3 protein-coding genes are annotated in these 2,960 nt (G+C 53.4%); 1 reads left to right on the top strand and 2 read right to left on the bottom strand.

The features are described from left to right. Positions 1-1,481: diguanylate cyclase (locus RTI30_RS13715; protein ID WP_312263469.1), on the bottom strand; the 1,481-nt coding region annotated here is incomplete at its 3' end. A 27-nt stretch (positions 1,482-1,508) separates the two neighbouring features. Then, positions 1,509-2,387, bottom strand: coding sequence for a GGDEF domain-containing protein (locus tag RTI30_RS13720; RefSeq protein WP_312263470.1), 879 nt, complete (start codon positions 2,385-2,387; stop codon positions 1,509-1,511). A gap of 167 nt (positions 2,388-2,554) precedes the next feature. Here RTI30_RS13720 and RTI30_RS13725 point away from each other — a divergent pair, with 167 nt between their 5' ends. Continuing rightward, on the top strand, positions 2,555-2,875 hold the full coding sequence (locus RTI30_RS13725) for a hypothetical protein (RefSeq protein WP_312263471.1): 321 nt from the start codon (positions 2,555-2,557) through the stop codon (positions 2,873-2,875). The last annotated feature ends 85 nt before the right edge of the window (positions 2,876-2,960 follow it).

A 2,960-nucleotide genomic window follows, 5' to 3' on the forward strand; every position in this document is an offset into this window, starting at 1 on the left:
CTACCCGGTAAAACCCCCGGATCCGGTACCCGACATGTTGAACCTGCATGGCACTCCTCCCTCGCCAAAGAAGTGCCAAAGGTTTGTGAACTTATGCACTGGATACGCTGGAGAACGTCGATGGTTGCTGGCGCTGAGGTCCCGGGCATGAGAATGACAAATTCTTCGCCACCAAAACGAGCAACGATATCCTCAGCGCGCAGTGCGCTTTTCAGGAGTGAAGCGATATGGCAAAGGACGGTATCGCCCACCTCATGGCCATGCTCGTCATTGATTTTTTTGAAATGATCGAGGTCGAGCATGGTCAAGCTCAGGGGAATTTGCTGGCGCTTGGCGCGCGCACTTTCGCGTTCGAACGCCATTTGCAGCCCGCGACGATTCAAGGTGTTGGTGAGTGGGTCTTGATGTACCAAAAGATTGAGCGTGGAGATTTCCTGCTCCAGGTCGCGTAATCGTGCTTCGGTAGACTGCAATCTTTTTCTAGCATCTTGTAAGGCTTCGCGAGAATTGTTCAGGATTTCCTGCAGACGGCGACTTCGCTGAAGTACTTTACCGACTAGCTCACGAATCACTCCAATATCGTCACTTCTCTCGATTTGTGCGCTGAGCTCGGCTAATTCGCGATAGTTTTCGGCGCTACCTGTATTCAGGGTTTCGATAACTGAAAACGCCAACTGCAACAGTTCTTGCAACGCCCGATCAACTGCTTGCACGGGCTCGCGTCGCTGCTCATGCTGATAGAGGAGTGCGCGGAGAGCCTCGAGCATCTCCTGACTCTTCTCCGCCGATTCCTGGCCCGCAACATAGGCATCGAGATGGCTCAGTTGTTGTGCGAGCCAAGGGTCTTTGGGAAGGAGAGAAGCACTGCCAGAGAACAGTAAGTGCAAGGCAGAGTGGATATTCTTTATAGTATGTTGCTGTTTTTCCTCGTATTGATCGAGGGTGCTCCACAACGCACGAATTTTTTGGAGAAAATCTTCTATGGTAAAATTCTCTCCTTGTAACAAAGATTCCGTCTGCTCGAAAAGTTCGCGATCGATCGGCGCCTGAGCCGGCCCGACAAAAAAACCCTGACGCAAACTACGTTGCCAAAGAAGACGGATGATGGTCTGTGCCGAGGTGTTTTCGGTGGTATGGGAGGGCTCACTTTCTACAATGCTTCTACTGGGGCGTTGTTGCCATTGTCGCGTGAGATTCTGTAAGACCTCTGCCGCTTGTCTGTTATTGCTTTGGCTCAGTTGTTGGCGCAGCACCTGCAATTTTTGCAGATGACTTAGTCCTTGCTGACTACGCTCCCATTCACCCAAAAATTCCGGAAGGATCTGGGCGAGGGGAGGGGTACCGTCGTTGGCATTAGGTAGCACCGTGCCGAAAAAACGCTCGTAGACCTCTCGATAGTTGTCGGGTTGTACGGAGCGCCCCTCGCGTAGTAGGGTTTGCAGGACCTGCAGGGCCTTTTCCTTCTCGGTTACATCGGGCACGCGAAATCCCCAAAAGGTCAAATATAACTATCGGAAGGATACGGCTTCTTGTGCGTGGGTAAAAGATGACGGACCGATAAAAATCGCGCGATTACGTCCTTCGGCTTTGGCTCGATAGAGAGCCTGATCGGCCAATTCCAGATTTTCTTCTGGGCTTTGGCCTGCGTTCAACTGGACAATACCCATGGACATGGTGAGTCGGTAAGGGCGTCCGTCATCCAGGCGAAATTCGTTATCGGCCAAGCGGCGACAGAGGCGGTTGGCACTGGTCTCCGCCCACTCCGCTGTCATTCCTGGAAAAAGGATGGCAAACTCCTCGCCGCCGAAGCGATACACCTGATCGTAGGGGCGGAGGGACTGTTCCAAAAAACGACATAGGCTAAAGAGGGCATGATCCCCCCCCAGGTGTCCGTACTGATCATTGAATGTCTTGAAGTGATCGAGATCGATCATCGCTAAGCAAGCCTTTTCACCCCGCTGTACTCGCGCCAACTCGCGCGCGAGTTCCCGCTGGAAGCGGCTACGCCCAGGCACACGTGTCAGACTGTCTACCTCACCCTTATATGCCTGTTGCCGTAGAATGCCTTGACGGCACTGGCGCTGAAAATGTGTGGCACCGGTGACAACCCTGCGATATCCGATCTGCCATGCCTCATCCTGCCGGAAAATTGACGGTCCAAGCGCTTGCAGCTCGTGCATCAGGAAATGACACTGCTCTTGGAGATTGGACCAGTAGGTTTTCTCCGTATCAGGAATTTGGGTTTCCGCGGCATGCAGGGCATGGTTGAGCCGCGCCGCAGCCGGGCGAGTGTCATTGCCCAGAAGCCACTGCTCCCAAAGCTGCTCCCAAGCGGCAAGCAAGGCTTCGAGTAAGGCTTGTAGATCAGTGTTATTCGGGCGCTTCATGGCTTTTCCCTTGAGTTGATCAGTTGCATATATTCCCATCGCTTGCGCGGGTAGCGATCTAGCGCTAGAACAGTAAGCAGATATTGTGCCATGACCTGCTCGGGCAAAATTCAAGTCCACCGCTCTTTGTGACGTCACTGAGGGTGAAGTTTCCCGGGAGATATCACATGTCTGAACCATCCTTCTCTACCCCGCGTCCGGCAGCGGAGCCATGCCCCAATGCGCCGGCAGCGCTGGTCCCATTTTTTTTCCGTGGGCTGGAGGCTGCTCTGCGTCTGAGTCGTAGGGCAAACAGTGTAGCGGATTTGATTGAACCCTGGCCGTGGTTGGCGCACGCCGAGCGCATTGTGCAGTTCCAGCTCGTGCAGCTGCCCGCCGATTGGTCGCCAGCGCGGCAAAATCTTGCCGATCGACTATGTAGATTACTACTGTTGCGTTTTGCCCATGCCCGAATCTTTGCCGATTTACAGGCATTAGGGAAGATCTGATCTAGCCGAAGAAGGCATTGCCGTTGATCCAGAATCTCAAAAAAAACGCCATGAGGCCCATTGCTGATCGAAATACCACTATTTT

The sequence above is a fragment of the Candidatus Igneacidithiobacillus taiwanensis genome, from assembly GCF_031962545.1.
In the GTDB taxonomy this organism is placed as follows: domain Bacteria; phylum Pseudomonadota; class Gammaproteobacteria; order Acidithiobacillales; family Acidithiobacillaceae; genus Igneacidithiobacillus; species Igneacidithiobacillus taiwanensis.

Coding starts and splice junctions, on each gene's coding strand:
- RTI30_RS13725 (WP_312263471.1), top strand. CDS start 2,555: ATGTCTGAACCATCCTTCTCTACCCCGCGTCCGGCAGCGGAGCCATGC.
- RTI30_RS13720 (WP_312263470.1), bottom strand. CDS start 2,387: ATGAAGCGCCCGAATAACACTGATCTACAAGCCTTACTCGAAGCCTTG.